This window comes from Serratia sp. BNK-12, from assembly GCF_047456085.1.
Classification (GTDB): Bacteria; Pseudomonadota; Gammaproteobacteria; order Enterobacterales; family Enterobacteriaceae; genus Serratia; species Serratia liquefaciens.
In genome coordinates this window covers 1,027,327-1,043,762 of sequence record NZ_CP179896.1, presented here as the reverse complement: position 1 = coordinate 1,043,762, position 16,436 = coordinate 1,027,327, and the positions used below count along the sequence as shown (strand labels likewise).

Below are 16,436 nucleotides of genomic sequence, written 5' to 3'. Positions count from 1 at the left end.
GAAAAACCCCATATACGCGTCCCGGTAGCTTCTATAGAAATGAAGGTGAACACCGTGACAAAACATAATTCAGGGCACTACATCGGCATGCCCACCGGGGTTCACCAGCATATCTCTACGTATTGATTGGAAGGTGCAAAATGATCGATAAAGGGCAAATGCTGAGCCGGCACGATTTTTCTAAGGTCAATTGGGGCATTCTGACGGCAGCGGCGCTGCTGTTAACCATTGGTGCGGCGCTGCTGTTGCTGCCGCTGCTGAGCAATATGGATGAAAATGCAATACTGACCCTACTGCAAACCGGCGCAGCCACTATTGTACTCGGCTGTATTCTTCTGGCGCTACGCCACTATCTGCGGCCAGCGGTGACTTACCGTCTGTACGAACATGGCGTTAGGGTGATAAACCAACATAGTCACAAAGAACGCTTTATCCCCTTTGAAAAAATTGGGGATATTTATCGTTTTCGCGGCGGGCGCCTGTTTGGCGGGCTATTCGACGTAATGGCATTTCGTGCCTCGGCTGAACACCCCTGGTACCCGGTGTTCAGCAACCTGTCTCACTCCTGGCGGCTGGCGGATACCATTATTAATCAGCAGATCCAGCAACGTGGGCCGCTGGCGCTGAATGCGTTGTATCAGGGGGAAGTGCTGTCGTTTCACTATCTCAGCTGCGGAGCTCGCTGGCTGAATCATTTATTGCCCGGAAACCGACAAGGAAAACAGGTTCAAACGCTACAGTTGAGCGCAACTGCGGTTATCACGGCACAAGGATCAATCCCGATTGAACAGATCCGTGAACTCGAGAATAATCCACGACGTGGCACCATTCGACTGCTGGATAACCAGGGGAATGCGTTGTTTACGATAGGGTATTTTTCGCTGCTCAGCGCAGACCTGTTTGTCGCACTGTTAGAGCATATGATCTACAGCCGCATCCCCGCCTACCATAACCGGCGGTGACGCGGCCGAAGTTTTAACGCAGAGGTTCGTTTTCCGTCTGCAGGCGCATGGCCCCAGGCGGTAAACCAATTTGCAAAACGACAGGTTGGTAATTGGCTTGCTCGCCGAGACGATGAGCCAGACCACGCGCCAGAATAAAAGCCAGGCCACCGCCAAGCAATGCACCGAGCGCGGCAGAAGCGTCAGTACCCAGCCAGTATTGCAACAGGCTGCCACCCAGCATCATTCCCACCAGCGGCGTCAGATAAACCAGCATCGCAGAACGCAGCAAGCTGCCTTCTGCAATGCCTACTTCGACGCGTTGACCCGGCTCGAGCGGCTGCTCAATGCGTACCTGCAGTTGGTGTTCGGTTTCCGGCACCAATTCGTTTAACGCGCGCGCACCGCATCCAGAGCGAGCAGTGCAGCTGCCGCATCCGGCTTTCGGCTCACAACGCAACAGCGCCACGCCCTGTTGCCACGAAACGACCGTGGCCCACTCTTTCATCATTGTGGTGATACCTTGAAGGAAATACTGTCTGCAATACGTTTGGCCGTTGCCGGCGGTAATTCGCCAACAATGGTAATTTCATTGCCGTTACGCACTTCGGTTTGAATCGTGCGTCGACCCTGACGATAATACTGCTGGCCCGCACCGCTGCCCGCAGGGCTGATATTGACCGAGAAGCTGAATAAACCATCGCTGTAAAGCCGTGACTCTACCGGCTCTGTCACATTCGGCAGTTTACGGCGATTACGCGCCACCTCGTCCACCCCAGCCGGTAACCAGCCCGTGCTCCAGCTCAGCTTGATTTTATCTACCGCAGGCAGCGACAGCAATGGTGGCAGGTTAGCTTTGATCAGCCCTTCCATCACGCCCTGCACTTGCGGCCCGACCACGAACGAAATCACCCGATATTGCTCCAGCGTTTCGCCGTCGCGATCGATCAGATCAACCCGCAGTGGCAGCTTGGTATCTTCGTCCATCCAGACTATATAGCTATAGCGCGAGCCATCACGCGCAACCACGCGGATCACTTCGCAGGGACGATCGGAAATACGGGTGCTGCCAACGGAGATGAAATCGTAATATTTCGCCAGGCGGCTGAAATCGGCATAAACAATCGCCGGCAACGCATCGACGATATGATCGCCGGACAGCGTAAAGGGTTCCAAACCGGGTTCGAAATAGCTGATCCCGCCGCCGCGTTGTAACACTTCACGACGTGGACCATCCATATGCAGCAATTGACCGAGCGGCAATTGATCGATCACCGCATGACGATAACGCAGCGATTCAATCCCCTGCTTGCTGATGCTGATATAGGCGAGTTCATAATTGAGCGAACGGCTGGCACTGCTCATCTGTTGCAACAACGCCCCGGACGCAGTGGGCTGCGCCGGGGCGATGCTTGAGTAGAGCAGGCTGCCCGTCAATAGACAGACGGAGAACCAAATTTGCTTCATTACTGCTGTTGCATTCCTAAAGACTGAGTTCCGGGAACCTGAACGGCAGCCTGTTGTGGTGTGCTTTGCTCAAGCTGCAGCTGATCAGAATGCAAACGACGTTGCAACTCATAATCTTGCAGCATAGCGTTAATGCGTTTGCGCTGTTCCTGCACCTGCTGCTGTTGTCCGCTGCCGGTAGAGAAACTGTCTGCCGGCACGCCGAGGCTAACCGGTGACGCCTGCCCCATGATTGGCAGGGTAGTGAACGCTGGTGATTCAGCGGCAGCCGATTGCTCAGCCGGCTGGTTGTACTGCTGAACGCCGACAATCACCGCGAGCGACACGCAGGCCGCCATGCCAATCTGTGTGATCTGGCTGGCCCAAGGACGAACTTTGTCCCAGAACGGCATTTTCTGCCAGGTGTGCGGTTGCGGCTGAGACTCCGGCACGGCAGAAGGAACCAGACGTGCGGGTTCTTTCTCAAGTGCAGCAGCAACACGATCTGCGATATCGAAATGCATGACTTGCCCGATATCACCCCGTAGTGTGTCACGTATCAGGTGATAGCTCTGCCAGCTTTGTTGAAGCGCCCTGTCTTTAGACAATGAACTCAGTAGCTCGCTGTCGAGCGATTCTCCATCCATCAGAGCGGAAAGCTTTTCTTTCTGCATGCCTAAGTACCCTTCCTGTGTCCGCCATTGCTAACGTTGAATCAGCGGTTGAACTTTATTATCGATAGCCTCCCTGGCGCGGAAAATACGCGAACGTACGGTTCCGACCGGGCAATCCATGATGGCCGCTATCTCTTCGTAGCTTAGACCATCCAGCTCCCGCAGGGTAATCGCCATGCGAAGATCCTCAGGGAGAGACTCAATGGTACGGAAAACTATCTGTCTCAGCTCTTCTGACAACATTAAGTTCTCAGGGTTCGAAATTTCTTTCAGTGCACCCGCACTTTCGTAATTTTCTGCGTCGTTGGCATCCACATCGCTGGATGGCGGACGACGGCCCTGAGCAACCAAATAATTCTTTGCCGTGTTCACGGCGATTCGATACAACCAGGTATAGAAAGCGCTATCCCCACGGAATGATTCCAGTGCGCGATAGGCTTTAATAAACGACTCCTGCACCACATCCGGCACATCGCCCTGCGGTACATACCGGGAAACCAGACTCGCAACTTTATGCTGGTAACGAATTACCAGTAAGTTAAACGATTTCTGATCGCCCTTTTGGACCCGCTCAACCAGAACTTGATCCGTTAACTGCTCGCTCATCCGAGGTAAACTCTCCCCAAATCCGTCTCCACGCGTAAAATTGTACTGCCAGCCATACATTATTTTCCTGAGCAAGCACTCGCTTGGAGTTCATACAGAACGCGAAGTTCCGTATTGCCATTGTTTTTTATGTTGATGTCACCCATCCGTGGCTTTTGCCCGGACAATTAGGCTAACATGAATTTCACTCTTCTTCTGCACACATCATACGTTATGCAACCATCATCTGAACATGTTAGCGATGTACTGATCGTCGGCAGCGGTGCTGCGGGCTTGTCACTGGCGTTGCGCCTGGCGCAGCATTGCAAGGTTACCGTACTCAGCAAAGGGCCGCTCAACGAAGGCGCCACATTCTATGCCCAAGGCGGGATCGCCGCGGTTTTCGATGAAACGGACAGTATTGCCTCACACGTTGATGACACTTTAATTGCCGGAGCCGGCCTGTGTGACAGAGACGCCGTTGAGTTTATCGCTGGCAATGCCCGCCACTGCGTGCAGTGGTTGATTGACCAAGGGGTCTTGTTCGACACCGAAGTCAACGCTCAGGGCGAAGAGCATTACCACCTGACGCGGGAGGGGGGGCACAGCCACCGCCGTATCCTGCATGCCGCTGATGCTACAGGTAAAGAAGTAGAGACCACACTGGTAGGGAAAGCAAGCGCCCACCCCAATATTTGCGTGATGGAACGCCGCAATGCGGTCGATCTGATCACCTCCAACAAAATCGGCCTGCCGGGCACCCGCAGAGTCGTCGGCGCCTACGTCTGGAACCGCGAGCTGGAGCAGGTAGAAACCTATCGTGCCAAAACGGTGGTGCTGGCAACCGGTGGTGCAGCCAAGGTGTATCAATACACCACCAACCCGGATATCTCTTCCGGAGACGGCATCGCCATGGCCTGGCGCGCAGGGTGCCGGGTCGCCAACCTCGAATTTAACCAGTTTCACCCGACCTGCCTGTTCCACCCGCAAGCACGTAACTTCCTGCTGACCGAAGCCTTGCGCGGTGAAGGGGCTTATCTGAAGCGCCCGGACGGCAGCCGCTTTATGCCCGATTTTGACCCACGAGGCGAACTGGCACCACGCGATGTCGTTGCCCGCGCCATCGACCACGAAATGAAGCGCCTGGGTGCGGACTGCATGTATCTGGATATCAGCCATAAACCGGCTGAATTCATTACTCAGCATTTCCCGATGATCCATGAAAAACTGCTGACGCTGGGTTTCGATCTGACTACGCAACCTATCCCTATCGTACCCGCCGCGCACTACACCTGCGGCGGCGTAATGGTCGATCAGCATGGCCGTACCGATCTGGATGGGCTGTATGCCATTGGCGAAGTCAGCTATACCGGCCTGCATGGCGCCAACCGCATGGCGTCCAACTCGCTGCTGGAGTGTTTGGTTTACGGCTGGTCAGCAGCAGAAGACATCAAGATGCGTCTGCCGTTTATCAAGTTGGCGAAACAGCTGCCGCAATGGGATGAGAGCCGGGTGGATGACGCGGATGAACGAGTGGTCATTCAGCACAACTGGCATGAGTTGCGGCTATTTATGTGGGACTACGTGGGTATTGTGCGCACCACCAAACGGTTGGAGCGTGCACTGCGCCGCATCAATACGCTGCAGGCGGAAATTGATGAGTACTACGCCAACTTCCGTATCTCCAACAATTTGCTGGAGCTGCGAAATCTGGTGCAGGTGGCGGAATTGATCGTACGCAGCGCCATGGCGCGTAAGGAAAGTCGTGGGTTGCACTTTACGCTGGACTACCCCGATATGCTGCCGGAAGCGCTACCGACCATACTGCAACCCTAGCAGCGACACCGCAAGGGCGCCCACTGTGGCGCCCTTTTCATTTCAATAGAACAAGTAGAAATCGGTAATCAAACGGCGGAACGCCTCGGTGTAACTGCCATCAGCCAGCTTGATCGCCAGGCTTTGCGCCGCTTTTTCTCCCGTCGGTTGACGGGTCAGGGCCAGCAGCACGCGATGTAACGGCGTATCGGCGCGATCGCTGACGTTCAGCCGTTGCGCAGTATGCCATCCACGGCGTTGTGCATTACTTTCAAAGGCCTCACCAATATCATGCGGCAGCACTACGCAAAAAGTCCCCTGTGGGGCAATCAACCGTTCCGCGCTTTCCAGCAAAGCATCGTGGGTAAGCGTTTCAGTATAACGCGCGTTGTGACGAGCCTGGTCCCGGCAGGCGACAGCTGGCTCAAAATATGGCGGGTTGCTGACGATCAGGTCGTATTGGCCGGCATGGTGCTGGGCATAATGATGAATGTCCTGCGCATGCACCTGGATACGCTCAGGCCAAGGCGATTCCTGAGCGTTGTCACGCGCCTGCGCGGCGGCAGCCTCGTCCAGCTCCACGGCGTCAATCAGCACGGACTCGGCTGAACGCTGTGCCAACATCAGCGCGATCAGTCCGCTACCGCTACCGATATCCAGCACGCGTTGGGCCTGCGCCAAGGGCGCCCATGCGCCGAGCAGCACGCCATCGGTGCCCACCTTCATTGCACAGCGATCGTGAGCAACAAAAAACTGCTTAAAGGTAAAACCACCGCGACGCGGGGTGAAATTTGCTTTCGATTGAGTACTCACAATAACCACCTGAAGACAAAACTGGCGTAGCATAAGGCAATCTGATTTTTGGGAAAAGAGATGCTTTCCGCTTAAATAGGTGAAGAACGCGGCCAACCCGTCTATAATCGGCGCCCCAAGTAGAGGTAGACCATGACAGTAACCAATTTTTCCGAACTCGAACTCGATGAACGCCTGATAAACGCCCTGCGCGATAAAGGCTACGAACGCCCAACCGCCATTCAAGCCGAGGCGATCCCGCCTGCGATGGATGGGCGCGACGTATTGGGTTCGGCGCCAACCGGCACCGGCAAGACCGCGGCATTTTTGCTGCCGGTATTGCAACATCTGCTCGACTTCCCACGTAAGAAGTCCGGCCCACCGCGCGTACTGATCCTGACTCCGACGCGCGAGCTGGCGATGCAGGTAGCCGATCAGGCTCGTGAACTGGCTGCTCATACTTCGCTGGATATCGCCACCATCACCGGCGGCGTCGCCTATATGAACCACGCGGAAGTCTTCAGTGAAAACCAGGACGTGGTGGTCGCGACCACCGGCCGCCTGCTGCAGTATATTAAAGAAGAAAACTTCGACTGCCGCGCAGTAGAGACGCTGATCCTCGATGAAGCCGACCGCATGCTCGACATGGGCTTCGCGCAGGACATCGAAACCATTTCCGCCGAGACCCGCTGGCGTAACCAGACCCTGCTGTTCTCCGCGACGCTGGAAGGCGATGCCATCCGCGAATTCGCCGAACGCATTCTGAAAGAACCGGTAGAGGTCGAAGCCGATCCGTCACGCCGCGAACGTAAAAAGATCCTGCAATGGTACTACCGCGCCGACGACGTACAGCATAAAACCGCCCTGTTGGTGCACTTGCTGCAGCAACCGGACGTGCAGAAATCCGTTATCTTCGTGCGCAAACGTGAGCGTGTGCATGAGCTGGCCGGCTGGCTGCGCGAGGCAGGCATCAACACCTGTTACCTCGAAGGCGAAATGGTGCAGGCCAAGCGCAACGAAGCGGTAAAACGTATGATGGACGGCCGTGTGAACGTGCTGGTCGCAACCGACGTTGCTGCGCGAGGTCTGGATATCCTGGATATCACCCACGTGTTCAACTTCGACATGCCGCGCACCGCAGATACCTATCTGCACCGTATCGGCCGTACCGGTCGTGCCGGGCGCAAGGGCACCGCAATTTCGTTGGTTGAAGCACACGACCACCTGCTGCTGGGCAAAGTGGGCCGTTATCTGAACGAGCCGCTGAAAGCACGCGTGATCGATGAGCTGCGTCCATCAACCAAAGTGCCAAGCGAAAAGAGCAACGGCAAGCCTTCGAAGAAGGTTCTGGCCAAACGCGCGTCAGACAAAGAAAAAAATAAAGAAAAAGCCAAGGTGAAAGTACGTCATCGCGATGCGAAAAACGTAGGCAAACGCCGCCAGCCAAAGGCCAAGCCTGAGGGCAGCGGCGCGAAGTAATACCGCCGCAGTGAATAAAAACCGCCTCCTTTTCCGCAGGCGGTTTTTTTATGCCCCGTTACTGCTGTCCGTATTGCGCCACCTGTTGATGGGCTTTCAACCAGGCGTTCAGTTGACGATAGCGATCGCGCATTTCTTCATTCTGCAATGCCGTCGGCGTCTGCGATAAGTAGAACTGGAAGGCCACGCCTTGCTGATTGCGCGCTTTGGCGTCCGCCCCCGCCTGCAACAGCATCAGCGCCAACTGCGGCGCATTGATTTTCGCCGCCAGGTGCAAAGGCGTATCCCCCAGCCGATCGCTAAGGGTGACATCGGCACCGGACACCAACAGCAGCCGTACTTGCTCCTCACGCCCCGCCAAGACTGCCGCTGCCAGCGGCGTAGCACCGGTCACCGCATTGCGCGGGTTCAGCGGCACTCCGTGTGCCAACAGCAATCGAAGATACTGCGGGTCCTGCACCGCAGCGGCGGTATGCAACGCGCTATTGCCATCCAGGCCCGGAGTGGTCGCATCGGCCCCCAACGCCAGCAGCGAGCTTAGGCTTTGCGTTTGCTGCGACAGTATGGCCCATTGCAGCAAAGTAACCTGACGGTCCCCCTGTTCATGCAGGCGCGCCTCAGTTGCCTGTTCGGCAATCCCGTTGCTATCACCACGCGCCACTGCCTGAGCCAGTGCCAGATTGCTGCGCCCGTTAAACGGAGAAATTTCCTGATTCATCTGTTGTTCCTTAGCCATCATCAGCAAACCGGCGATCGCGATTACCGCCAGCGTGGCGACCATTAACGTCTGCCATAGGCGCCGCCGTTCAGGCATTGGCCTTCGTCTCCCATGGCTTTTGCTCCGCCATCGAGCCGATCACCTTATCAATCCCATGAGCAGTCAGGCTGCGATCCAGGTGTTTGCTCGGGCGCCAGTCGTCAATGCCGCTCAGGGTGTCGTTATTGGCCAGCGTGATTTTATGCCCAATGGCATCCGGGATCAGCGAAGTGGATTCCTGCGTGCCGGTCAGCATGTCGTATTGCTCGCTGTAACGGCGGATACCACCGGCTTGTGCATCCTGCTTCGCCGCTGCCGGATCGATCCCCATACGATTCAGCGTATAATCGGAAACCCCGGCAGCGTTAAAAGTCACCGCCACCGTGCCCGTTGCCAGCGCTGCCGTAGCCGCCAGACCGCCGCCCAGCGAATGACCGGCGATCACCAGCGCATCACCAAAGGCTGCCTTGGCGCTTTTCGCAAGGGATACCGCCTGATTGTACTGCACATCGTCATAGCCGGTCGCCTGGCGCACGTTGCTCAACCAGTCGCGCATATCATTGGTGCCGGCGAAGGCCAACACATACTGCTGATTATCACTGTAGATCCCGGCCTGAAAACCCGACGCCGCATCCTGCAGACTGGCAGGATCAATGCCGACCCCCAGCAAAGCATCGGCACTCAACCGATTGAACCCCTCGATGCCCTGACTGCCGGTGCTGTAAACGTCTTTAGCCAGTAACGCCAGCGTATAGTCCCCCTTCTGTGGCTGCTGACCGCGTGTCACGCCCTGATTCGCCGCCGCCGGCGCTGCTGCCGACAAATCGCTGACCAGCGTGTTCAGCAGGTTCTGGGCATTCAGGCTATTCTGGGAAAGCGTGGCCGCGGGGGCCTTTGATGCCGAGGGTTCAGTAGGCTGGGAAGGATCCAAACGCTCTGGCAGCGAGCGCGTTGCCGGGGGCAGAATCGCCGCGGGGCTGACCGCAGAGGTAAAACTCAAAGACATACTCATGCCGACTCCTTGTCGATAGACTTATCAATGCCGCACCTCATTGGGTGCTGATGTAGCTATCGGCAGGTCGGAGTAGTTCTGTAATGAGAAGAATTATCTTTGCGAGGAATGTGATCCGGATTCACTTTCTGGCCGTTGCAGCAAGAAAAAAGGGAGCCGAAGCTCCCTTATTAAGCGTGTGTAAAATTACAGACTTTCTGTAAAAGTACGTGTAATCACGTCACGCTGCTGTTCTGGCGTCAGCGAGTTGAAACGCACTGCATAGCCGGACACGCGGATGGTCAGCTGCGGGTATTTTTCCGGATGCTTAACCGCGTCTTCCAGAGTTTCGCGACGCAACACGTTCACATTCAGGTGCTGACCACCTTCTACGCGAACGGTCGATTGCATTTCCAATGGCACTTCACGGTACTCGATCTGGCCCAGTTCGCTGACCGGTACCACCTGATCTTCCGCATAGTTGGCTTTAGCGCAAACGCAGCGGGCTTCTGATGTTTCGTCGTCCAGCAGCCAGAAAGAGTTCACCAGCGCCTGGTCGTTCGCTTTAGTGATTTGAATACCAGTAATCATTTTGTTGCCTCCGTACAAGGGCGAAAAATTCTACTTCGAAAGAAAACCCAATGTTGGTTTCGGCCATTTGGTAAAACCATTGTTGTCTTGTTGTTCTGTATACCAGTCTGGCCGGGGCAATTCTTTGATTAAAGTCAATTTTCACGGGGTACCCATAGAGCGAGAATGGGCAAGTTTATGTTTTATGTCAATTTTCCCTGTAGAGCACATCGCAATTATTTTTGTAAATTTTAAAAAATATTTATATGCAGGGGCGCGGCGGAAAAAGAAAAGCAGGTTTCGCTGCGTGGCACTAAACGGTAAGCTATGCCCAGTGAATTGTTAACGAAAACAAAGGAGAGCGTTTATGTCCACCTCCCTCACCTGGCATGATGTTATCGGCAAGGAGAAAGAGCAGCCCTATTTTCATGAAACGCTTGCCTTTGTTGCCGCTGAACGCCAGGCCGGTAAGACCATTTACCCACCGCAAAAAGACGTGTTCAACGCCTTTCGTTATACCGAGCTGGCGGACGTGAAGGTGGTAATCCTCGGCCAGGATCCCTATCACGGCCCGAATCAGGCCCACGGGCTGTCCTTTTCAGTGCTCCCTGGCGTACCCGCGCCCCCTTCGCTGGTAAACATGTACAAAGAGCTGGCGACGGATATCCCGGGCTTTGAGCGCCCCAGCCATGGCTACCTGCAAAGCTGGGCGGAACAGGGTGTGCTGTTGTTAAACACGGTATTGACCGTTGAAGGCGGCCAGGCGCACTCCCACGCAAAACTGGGCTGGGAAACCTTTACCGACAGAGTGATCGCCGCGCTGAATGAAAACCGCGAAGGCATCGTGTTCCTGCTCTGGGGATCGCACGCGCAGAAAAAAGGCAACTTTATCGATCGCAACCGCCACCACGTGTTGAAAGCGCCACATCCATCGCCGCTTTCCGCCCACCGTGGGTTCTTGGGCTGTCGCCACTTTTCGCAGACCAACCAACTGTTGGAACAGCAGGGGCTGGCGCCTATCGACTGGCTACCGCGACTGCCGCAGGCATAACCCAGACGCAAAAAAGGCACCCGCAGGTGCCTTTTCCTTATTGAATTCGGCTTAAGCCTTGGCTTTGGAAACCGCCACCATCGCCGGGCGCAGCAGGCGACCATTCAGCGTATAGCCTTTCTGCATCACCATCATGACGTGGTTCGGCTGGTGATCGGCAGATTCCATCAGGCTCATTGCCTGGTGCACATCCGGGTTGAACGGCACGTTAATATCACCAACGATTTCAATCCCGTACTTACGCACAACGTCCTGCAGGGACTTCAGCGTCAGCTCGATGCCTTCAATCATCGCCGTCAGTTCCGGATTGTTTTTATCCGCCAGTTCCAGCGCGCGCTCCAGGTTATCCAGCACCGGCAGCAGATCACCGGAGAACTTCTCCAGCGCAAATTTGTGTGCTTTTTCGATATCCAGCTCGGTGCGGCGGCGGACGTTTTCCATTTCCGCTTTGGCACGCAGCAGGCTGTCGCGTTCATGCTGCTGGGCTTCGGCCAGTTGAGCTTCCAGCTCAGCAATGCGCTCATCCCGCAGATCGACGCCCTCAGCCGCTTCCGGCAAGACTTCCTGCTGTTCCATTTCTTCCGAGACTTGCTCGTTTGGCGTCTTCTGTTCTTTACTACTCATGAATATCTCCGCGTTTTAGCATTAATCTCGCAACTTGGCTTATTATGGGGATCAAAACCGGGGTTTCAAGTCAACCGGTCACAATGTGGGGCATAAACTGGTCCCGGTGAGGAAAATCACAACAATGAATAAAAAATTCGCCTGTATTGGCATTGTTGGCCACCCGCGTCACCCTTCGGCGCTGGCAACGCATGAGATGTTGTTTCACTGGTTAGTCGCCCGAGGCTATTCAGTGATGATTGAACGCCAAATCGCTCAGGATTTGGGGTTAAAAGATGCGGTTACCGGCAGCCTGGCGGATATTGGCCAAAAGGCCGACCTGGCGGTAGTGGTCGGCGGCGACGGCAATATGCTCGGCGCAGCCCGCGTTCTGGCCCGCTACGACATCAAGGTGATCGGCGTTAACCGCGGCAATCTCGGCTTCCTGACCGATCTTGACCCCGACAACGCACTGCAGCAACTGGCCGACGTGCTGGAGGGCGAATACATCGATGAACAGCGCTTCCTGCTGGAAACCATCGTGCACAAAGAGAACCAGCAGTGCCGCATCAGTACTGCTATCAACGAAGTGGTACTGCATCCGGGTAAAGTGGCGCACATGATCGAGTTCGAAGTGTATATCGACGATCGCTTCGCCTTCTCGCAACGCTCTGACGGTCTGATTATCGCTACCCCGACCGGTTCGACTGCCTATTCGCTTTCTGCCGGCGGCCCGATCCTGACGCCATCGCTGGAAGCCATCGCGCTGGTGCCGATGTTCCCGCATACCCTCTCGGCCCGCCCGTTGGTGATCAACGGCAACAGCACCATTCGCCTGAAGTTTTCGCAGATCGGCAGCGATCTGGAAATCAGCTGCGACAGCCAGATCGCACTGCCTATCCAGGAAGGCGAGGAAGTATTGATACGCCGCAGTGATTTCCATTTGAATCTTATTCATCCAAAGGACTACAGCTATTTCAACACGTTAAGCACCAAGCTGGGCTGGTCTAAAAAATTGTTCTAAAAATATCGCCAGCCCCTTTACTGTATATAAAACCAGTTTATACTGTATGAAACTACAGTTATGTGTTTATACACAGGAAGGTTCCCATGCTGGCGCAATTGACCATCAGCAATTTTGCTATCGTTCGTGAGTTGGAAATTGATTTTCAACCGGGTATGACGGCGATTACCGGTGAAACCGGCGCCGGTAAATCTATCGCCATCGACGCGCTGGGGCTGTGCCTCGGCAACCGCGCCGACGGTAACGTCGTCAGGCTGGGAGCCGCCCGTGCCGATATCTGCGCCCGTTTTTCACTGGCAGATACCCCTTCTGCACGCCAATGGCTCGAACAGAATCACCTGGACGACAGCAATGAGTGCCTGCTGCGCCGGGTCATCAACGCAGACGGCCGCTCACGCGGCTTTATCAACGGCACTTCCGTGCCGCTTTCACAACTGCGCGAACTCGGTCAGTTGCTGATTCAAATCCACGGTCAGCATGCCCACCAGTTGCTGCTCAAGCCCGATCACCAGAAGCAACTGCTCGACGCCTATGCCGACGAACCTGCCCTGTTAGCGCAGATGCAACAGGCTTATCAGCGTTGGCACCAAAGCTGTCGCGAACTGGCCCATCATCAGCAGCAGTCCATCGAACGCGACGCACGCCAACAGCTGCTGCAATACCAATTGAAAGAGCTGAACGAGTTTGCGCCCGTGGCCGGTGAGTTCGAACAGATAGATTCGGAGTTCAAACGCCTGGCCAACAGCGGCCAATTGCTGACCATCAGCCAGCAGACCCTGCAATTGCTGGCTGACGATGAAGAAAACAACATGCTGAGCCAGCTTTACACCGCCAAACATCTGCTGGTTGAGCTGGTCGGCATGGATGACAAACTCAGCGGGCTGCTGGACATGCTGGAAGAGGCGTCGATCCAAATCAGTGAGGCCAGCGACGAACTGCGTCACTATGCCGATCGCATGGATCTGGACCCCAACCGCCTGCAAGAACTTGAACAGCGTCTGTCGCGCCAAATTAACCTGGCGCGGAAACATCACGTTGCGCCAGAGGAACTACCACAGCTGCACCAACAGATGCTGGATGAGCAGCAGTTGCTGTCGCAGCAAGAGAACGACCATGAACACCTTAACGAGGCGGTCACTCTGCATCATCAGCAAGCGCTGCTGTTAGCGGAGCAATTGCACCAGAAGCGCCAGCACTATGCCGCAGAGCTGACCACGTTGATTACCGACAGCATGCAGGCCCTCTCCATGCCGCACGGCAAATTCAATATCGACGTTCGCTTCGAGCCGCAGCATTTGAGTGCTGAAGGGGCCAGCCGCACCGAATTCTGTGTGTCCACCAACCCAGGTCAACCGCTGCAAGCGCTGGCGAAAGTGGCCTCCGGTGGCGAACTGTCCCGCATTGCGCTGGCTATCCAGGTGATTACCGCTCGCAAGATGGAAACCCCGGCGCTGATTTTCGACGAAGTGGACGTCGGCATCAGCGGCCCGACGGCCGCCATTGTTGGGCGCCTGTTGCGTCAACTTGGAGAATCTACCCAAGTTATGTGCGTCACCCACCTTCCACAGGTGGCCGGTTGTGGGCATCAGCACCTGTTTGTCAGCAAGCAGACTGACGGCACGGAAACCGAAACGCAGATGTCACCGTTGGATAAACGTGCTCGTTTGCAAGAATTGGCGCGCCTTCTTGGCGGCAGTGAAGTCACCCGAAACACACTGGCGAACGCAAAAGAACTGCTTGCTGCATAGAAAAGCTCAACTTTTTTACTTTCCTGAGGTCATATTGGGGCCCTGTAAAGGTTTCCAACTGCTGCAAGGTCTATTATCATCGGCATCCTATGCCCTAAAGGAATGTGATTACTATGCGCTGTAAAACGCTGACTGCCGCCGCTGTGGTTCTTGTGATGCTGACTGCAGGCTGTTCTACTTTTGAGAAGGTGGTTTACCGGCCTGACATCAACCAAGGGAACTACCTGACGTCAACCGACGTAGCTAAAATCCAAAAAGGTATGACCCAGCAACAGGTCGCTTATACATTGGGAACCCCAATGCTGCAGGATCCGTTCGGTACTCAGACGTGGTTCTATGTGTTCCGCCAGCAGCCGGGTCATGAAAATATCACCCAGCAAACTCTGACGCTGACCTTTAACAGCGCGGGCGTATTGACGGATATTCAGAACAAGCCTGCGCTGACCAAATAATCAGTACAGGAACTGTCGTCCGGCCCGTGAGGGACGAATCAAGTTCTTCATGACAGTCACAGGCTGCAACTCGGAAGATAAAATTCTGATAAAAAATAAGGCGCACTCAGCGCCTTATTTTTTTGCCTTCTCTGCCCGTTGACGGCGCAGCTCTTTGGGATCGGCAATCAATGGGCGATAGATTTCCACCCGGTCGCCATCATTTAGCACATCGCCCAACTTGGCCGGTCGGCTATAAATGCCCACCTTGTTACTTTGCAAATCAATGTCACTGCGCAGTTCCAGCAATCCGGAGGCCACAATCGCCTGCTCAACATTGCTGCCCTCTGCCAGTTTCACGTTGCGCAGATACTGACGCTCCGGCAAGGCATAAACCACCTCAACCCGTATCTCAGACACTGTAAACCTCTTTCGCCCGCTGGGTGAATGCCTGCACCATATTGCCAGCCAACTCTTTAAATACCTTGCCGAACGCCAACTCGATCAGTTTGTTGGTAAATTCGAAGTCCAGGTGCAGCTCAACCTTACAGGCTTCCGGACTGAGCGGCGTAAAGTGCCAGCCCCCCATCAACTTGCGGAACGGGCCGTCAACCAGTTGCATATTGATGCTCTGGTTATCCAGCAGCGTATTGCGCGTGGTAAAAGTTTTGCTGATACCGGCTTTGGCAACGTCCACCGCGGCGGTCATTTCATTGTTGGACGCGTTAATCACCCGGCTACCGGTACAACCTGGCAGAAAATCGGGATAAGAATGAACATCGTTAACCAACTGATACATCTGCTCGGCGCTGAACGGCACTAACGCAGACCGACTGATCTGGGGCATATCATTTCCTGTGAGACACAAAACATACAAATCATACCATTTATCTATCGGCAAACAAAAAATCTGCTATGCAAGACAGGAGCCAAAAATGCGAAAAATTGCGCAGGTGCTGAGCGGTAAAGGATTTCTTTCGCTGACGCATCCAGTATAATGAACGCACTATGACAAAGAAAAAAGCTCACAAACCTGGTTCAGCCACCATTGCGCAAAACAAGCGAGCACGTTTCGAATACTTCATTGAAGAAGAAATCGAGGCGGGCCTGTCCCTGCAAGGGTGGGAAGTCAAATCGTTGCGTGCCGGCAAAGCCAACCTCAGCGACAGCTACGTGACCTTCCGTGACGGTGAAGCCTATCTTTTTGGCGCCACCATCACGCCGCTCAGCGTGGCTTCATCGCATGTGGTCTGCGACCCGACACGTACCCGCAAACTGCTGTTGAACAAGCGCGAGCTGGACTCGCTGTTCGGCCGCGTTAACCGCGAAGGCTATACCGTTGTTGCCCTGTCCATGTATTGGAAAAATGCCTGGGTCAAGGTCAAAATCGGCGTAGCCAAAGGCAAGAAAGAACACGATAAGCGCGATGACATCAAAGATCGTGAGTGGCAGACGGCGAAAGCCCGTATCATGAAGCACGCCAACCGATAAGCCTCTGGCTTAACGGGTTAAACTTCTGGTATACTGCA

The 16,436-nt window shown here is 55.0% G+C and carries 18 protein-coding genes and 1 pseudogene; 8 read left to right on the top strand and 11 right to left on the bottom strand.

The features are described 5' to 3' along the window. Window positions 1–140 precede the first annotated feature (140 nt). Window positions 141–979 (top strand): annotated as a pseudogene (locus ACMGG1_RS04700) (hypothetical protein). On the opposite strand, the gene rseC reads toward ACMGG1_RS04700, so the two are convergent. From rseC to rpoE, 4 genes are read right to left on the bottom strand one after another with little or no spacing between them, the layout of a single operon-like run. Beyond that, entirely contained in the window at window positions 976–1,452 is a 477-nt protein-coding gene (gene rseC, locus ACMGG1_RS04695) for a SoxR-reducing system protein RseC (RefSeq protein ID WP_046372820.1), read from the bottom strand. The pseudogene ACMGG1_RS04700 and the gene rseC overlap by 4 nt on opposite strands. Then, window positions 1,449–2,408, bottom strand: coding sequence for a sigma-E factor regulatory protein RseB (gene rseB / locus ACMGG1_RS04690; RefSeq protein WP_020828260.1), 960 nt, complete (start codon window positions 2,406–2,408; stop codon window positions 1,449–1,451). The genes rseC and rseB overlap by 4 nt, the downstream gene beginning before the upstream one ends. Beyond that, window positions 2,408–3,061 (bottom strand): anti-sigma-E factor RseA, encoded by a 654-nt coding sequence (rseA, locus tag ACMGG1_RS04685; RefSeq protein ID WP_128865105.1) that lies wholly within the window; start codon window positions 3,059–3,061, stop codon window positions 2,408–2,410. The genes rseB and rseA overlap by 1 nt, the downstream gene beginning before the upstream one ends. Window positions 3,062–3,091: 30 nt before the next feature. Beyond that, entirely contained in the window at window positions 3,092–3,667 is a 576-nt protein-coding gene (rpoE, locus tag ACMGG1_RS04680) for an RNA polymerase sigma factor RpoE (RefSeq protein ID WP_012146382.1), read from the bottom strand. Between the two features lie 213 nt (window positions 3,668–3,880). Between rpoE and nadB the strand changes: the two genes are divergently transcribed. After that, window positions 3,881–5,482, top strand: coding sequence for an L-aspartate oxidase (gene nadB / locus ACMGG1_RS04675; protein WP_020828262.1), 1,602 nt, complete (start codon window positions 3,881–3,883; stop codon window positions 5,480–5,482). Window positions 5,483–5,524: 42 nt separating this feature from the next. Here nadB and trmN read toward each other — a convergent pair whose 3' ends face one another. Next, window positions 5,525–6,307 carry a tRNA(1)(Val) (adenine(37)-N(6))-methyltransferase TrmN gene (gene trmN / locus ACMGG1_RS04670; protein ID WP_414161183.1) on the bottom strand — a complete coding sequence of 261 codons (783 nt, stop codon included), beginning with the start codon at window positions 6,305–6,307 and terminating at the stop codon, window positions 5,525–5,527. A 99-nt stretch (window positions 6,308–6,406) separates the two neighbouring features. Between trmN and srmB the strand changes: the two genes are divergently transcribed. Continuing rightward, complete coding sequence (srmB, locus tag ACMGG1_RS04665) at window positions 6,407–7,732, top strand: ATP-dependent RNA helicase SrmB (protein WP_020828264.1); 1,326 nt, start codon at window positions 6,407–6,409, stop codon at window positions 7,730–7,732. Window positions 7,733–7,790: 58 nt separating this feature from the next. Here the strand turns inward: srmB and ACMGG1_RS04660 are convergent, their stop codons facing one another. From ACMGG1_RS04660 to grcA, 3 genes are all read right to left on the bottom strand, one after another. Beyond that, a complete protein-coding gene (locus ACMGG1_RS04660) occupies window positions 7,791–8,546 on the bottom strand; it encodes an ankyrin repeat domain-containing protein (protein WP_128865107.1) in 756 nt (251 codons plus the stop codon). Then, window positions 8,539–9,501, bottom strand: a complete 963-nt coding sequence (locus tag ACMGG1_RS04655; RefSeq protein ID WP_414161182.1) for a phospholipase — start codon at window positions 9,499–9,501, stop codon at window positions 8,539–8,541. Before ACMGG1_RS04655 ends, ACMGG1_RS04660 begins: the two co-directional genes overlap by 8 nt. Window positions 9,502–9,687: 186 nt before the next feature. Beyond that, window positions 9,688–10,071 (bottom strand): autonomous glycyl radical cofactor GrcA, encoded by a 384-nt coding sequence (gene grcA / locus ACMGG1_RS04650; protein WP_020828267.1) that lies wholly within the window; start codon window positions 10,069–10,071, stop codon window positions 9,688–9,690. Window positions 10,072–10,417: 346 nt separating this feature from the next. On the opposite strand from grcA, the gene ung reads away from it, so the two are divergent. Continuing rightward, window positions 10,418–11,101 (top strand): uracil-DNA glycosylase, encoded by a 684-nt coding sequence (gene ung, locus ACMGG1_RS04645; RefSeq protein WP_020828268.1) that lies wholly within the window; start codon window positions 10,418–10,420, stop codon window positions 11,099–11,101. 51 nt (window positions 11,102–11,152) lie between these two features. On the opposite strand, the gene grpE is transcribed toward ung, so the two are convergent. After that, a complete protein-coding gene (gene grpE, locus ACMGG1_RS04640; RefSeq protein ID WP_020828269.1) occupies window positions 11,153–11,725 on the bottom strand; it encodes a nucleotide exchange factor GrpE in 573 nt (190 codons plus the stop codon). A 124-nt stretch (window positions 11,726–11,849) separates the two neighbouring features. On the opposite strand from grpE, the gene nadK reads away from it, so the two are divergent. From nadK to bamE, 3 genes are all read left to right on the top strand, one after another. Continuing rightward, a complete protein-coding gene (gene nadK / locus ACMGG1_RS04635) occupies window positions 11,850–12,728 on the top strand; it encodes an NAD(+) kinase (RefSeq protein WP_020828270.1) in 879 nt (292 codons plus the stop codon). Between the two features lie 86 nt (window positions 12,729–12,814). Then, window positions 12,815–14,476: a DNA repair protein RecN gene (recN, locus tag ACMGG1_RS04630; protein WP_217331774.1), complete on the top strand. Its 1,662-nt coding sequence runs from the start codon at window positions 12,815–12,817 to the stop codon at window positions 14,474–14,476. Between the two features lie 113 nt (window positions 14,477–14,589). Next, a complete protein-coding gene (gene bamE, locus ACMGG1_RS04625) occupies window positions 14,590–14,928 on the top strand; it encodes an outer membrane protein assembly factor BamE (protein WP_012146393.1) in 339 nt (112 codons plus the stop codon). Between the two features lie 114 nt (window positions 14,929–15,042). Here bamE and ACMGG1_RS04620 read toward each other — a convergent pair whose 3' ends face one another. Both ACMGG1_RS04620 and ACMGG1_RS04615 read right to left on the bottom strand, forming a co-directional pair. Then, window positions 15,043–15,327, bottom strand: a complete 285-nt coding sequence (locus ACMGG1_RS04620; protein WP_020828272.1) for an RnfH family protein — start codon at window positions 15,325–15,327, stop codon at window positions 15,043–15,045. Next, the gene (locus tag ACMGG1_RS04615) at window positions 15,320–15,754 is read right to left on the bottom strand and encodes a type II toxin-antitoxin system RatA family toxin (protein WP_020828273.1); all 435 of its coding nucleotides are present in this window, start codon (window positions 15,752–15,754) and stop codon (window positions 15,320–15,322) included. The genes ACMGG1_RS04620 and ACMGG1_RS04615 overlap by 8 nt, the downstream gene beginning before the upstream one ends. 161 nt (window positions 15,755–15,915) lie before the next feature. Between ACMGG1_RS04615 and smpB the strand changes: the two genes are divergently transcribed. Next, window positions 15,916–16,398 (top strand): SsrA-binding protein SmpB, encoded by a 483-nt coding sequence (gene smpB, locus ACMGG1_RS04610; protein WP_020828274.1) that lies wholly within the window; start codon window positions 15,916–15,918, stop codon window positions 16,396–16,398. Window positions 16,399–16,436 lie beyond the last annotated feature (38 nt).